General features: G+C 75.4%; 2 protein-coding genes. Both read left to right on the forward strand.

The genetic code is table 11. The features are described 5' to 3' along the window. Positions 1 to 124 precede the first annotated feature (124 nt). Entirely contained in the window at positions 125 to 1,591 is a 1,467-nt protein-coding gene (locus ACFUEL_RS38305) for an adenylosuccinate synthetase (RefSeq protein ID WP_380242630.1), read from the forward strand. Next, positions 1,588 to 2,567 (forward strand): FAD-dependent oxidoreductase (locus tag ACFUEL_RS38310; RefSeq protein WP_380242632.1); only part of this gene is annotated, 980 nt, incomplete at its 3' end. The genes ACFUEL_RS38305 and ACFUEL_RS38310, both read left to right, overlap by 4 nt.

The raw sequence follows: 2,567 nt of genomic DNA on the forward strand, positions 1-2,567 counted from the left end.
GCTCCGGGCATCAGGTGATTCGTGTGCGACGGGGCGTGAATTCGGGCGCCCGTTTCCCGCGGCCCCGGAGCGCGACCGCTCCGGGCGAGGACTTCTTCCGAGGAACAGAAAGGTGCTGACCGGGATGACTTCCGATCGAGGCCGCCCGCGCGGCCACTCCGACGTGCTGGTGGGGCTCCAGTACGGCGACGAGGGCAAGGCCAAGATCATCGACCTGCTGGCCCCCGACTACGACGTCGTCGCCCGGTTCAACGGCGGTGCCAACGCCGGGCACACCATCGACACCCCGTCCGGGCGGGTGGTGCTGCAGCAGGTGCCGTCGGCGGTCTTCCACCAGGGGTGCGAGCTGTACATCGGCTCCGGGTGCGTGCTCAACCTGGTCAAGCTGCGCGACGAACTGGCGCTGCTGCGCTCGGTCGGGGTCGACCTCGCGGACCGGCTGCGGATCAGCGACCGCTGCGCCGTCGTCCAGCCCGTGCACTTCCTGCTCGACCGGCGCACCGGCGCCGCCATCGGCACCACCGGCAACGGGATCGGCCCCTGCTACGCCGACCGTGCCGCCCGCACCCGCGACGGGGTGCGCGCCAACCTGCAACTGCGCGACCTGCTGGCGGACCCGGCGGGCACGGCGGAACTGATGCTGGCCGCCGTCGAACCGGAGCTCGAGGGGGAGCCGGACGCCGGGGAGCGGCTGGTGGCGGAGCGCGAGCGGGTCGCCGCGATGCTGGAGAGCGCCGAGGCGCTGCGCCCGATGGTCACCGCCGACCGCACCCACCTGGCCCGCAAGGTCGCCGACGGGGCCCGGGTGCTGTTCGAGGGCGCGCAGTCCCTGCTGCTGGACGTCGTCCAGGGCGACCAGCCGTACGTCACCTCCAGCCACACCCTGCCCGGCCAGGCATACGTCGGCGGCGACCTGCCGCCGCGCTACCACCGGCACACCATCGGCGTCGCCAAGGCGGTGGTCTCCCGGGTCGGCCACGGCCCGTTCCCGTCCGAGCTGGGCGGCGAGCGCTCCGCCGCGTACTTCGCCGAAGCCTGCCGCACCGGCCGCGGCCGGGCCGAGGAGCAGGCCGAGCACGACCCGCTGGAACTGCTCGGCTCGCCCGATCCGCTGGACGTCGGCGCCGCGCTGCGGATGCTCACCGGCGAGTACGGCTCCGGCACCGGCCGACCCCGCCGGATCGGGCTGCTCGACCTGGAACAGCTGCGCGAGCAGGTCACCCTGCACGGCGTGGACGTGGTCTACCTGAACAAGACCGACTGCCTGGCCCACTACGGGGACAGCCACTACGGGGGCGTCCCGGTGCAGCTCGCCGCGGCCGCCCCGGGCGAGGAGGGCGGACGGATCCAGGTGCTACCGGTCTTCGACGCCGAGCAGGTGCGGGCCGCCGTCGCCGCACTGCCCGGCCTGGACGGGATCCCGGCGTCCATGCTGGCGTTCAAGGAGTACGTCGAGCAGCGGATCGGCGCGCCCGTGATCGGCCTGGGCCTGGGCCCCGAGCGCGACCGCACGGCCGAGTTCGCCCGCCCCGACACCCTTACCGGCGCCCTCTCCGGCGCCCTTTCCGGTTCCCGGCAGGCCGGCGCATGACCCCTCTCCCGCCCCGCGCGGGGGCGGCCGGTGCCGGGCCCGCCACGGTGGTCGGCGGCGGTGTCAGCGGGCTCACCACCGCCCTGGAGCTCCAGGAGCGCGGCCGTCCCGTCACCCTGGTCACCCCCGAACCGCCGCGGCACACCACCTCGGCGCTGGCCACCGCGCTCTGGCACCCGTTCCGCCAGCGCCCCGACCCGGTCTACCTGCGGCGCGCCACCACCGCCCTGCACCGGCTCACCGCGCTGTCCCGGCAGCCCGGGGAGAGCGGCGTGCGCATCCGGACACTCACCGAGTTCTTCCGCACCGAGCGGGAAATCCCCTGGTGGGCAAGGGAGTTGACCGGTGAGCAGGCCGCCCGTCCGGCACCCTGCCCGCCCGGGTACGCGGCCGCCTGGGCGCTGCCCGTCCCGGTCGCCGACGCCGCCCGCTACCTCGCCCACCTCGCCGAGCGCTTCGCCGCCCGCGGCGGCCGGGTCGAGCACCGGCTGGTCACCGACCTGGCCGCGGAGGCCGCCCGCACCGGCGCGGTGGTCAACTGCACCGGCTACGGCAGCGCCGCGCTGGCCGGTGACCGCGGCCTGTCGCTGGTCCGCGGCGTGCTGCTGCGCTGCGCCAAACCCGAGGGCCTGCACGGCTGTTGGATCGACGGCAGCGACCCCCGGCGCCCCACGTACGTGATCGAGCGCGAGCACGACGTCGTGCTCGGCGGCACCGCCGACCCCGGCCTGGTGGCCACCGGCGTCCCCGACGAGACGGTCGCCGACGTCCTGCGGCGCTGCGCCGAACTGGTGCCCGCCGCCGCGGGCGCCCGGGTGCTGGAAGTCCGGGTGGGCTTCCGGCCCGCACGCGGCACCGTCCGGGTCGAACGGGACCCGTACATCCCCGGCCTGGTCCACAACTACGGCCACGGGGACGCCGGTTACACCCTCTCCTGGGGGTGCGCCGCCGACGCGGCCGACCTCCTCGGCAAATC

It is taken from the genome of Kitasatospora sp. NPDC057198, from assembly GCF_042670125.1.
Taxonomy (GTDB): Bacteria; Actinomycetota; Actinomycetes; order Streptomycetales; family Streptomycetaceae; genus Kitasatospora.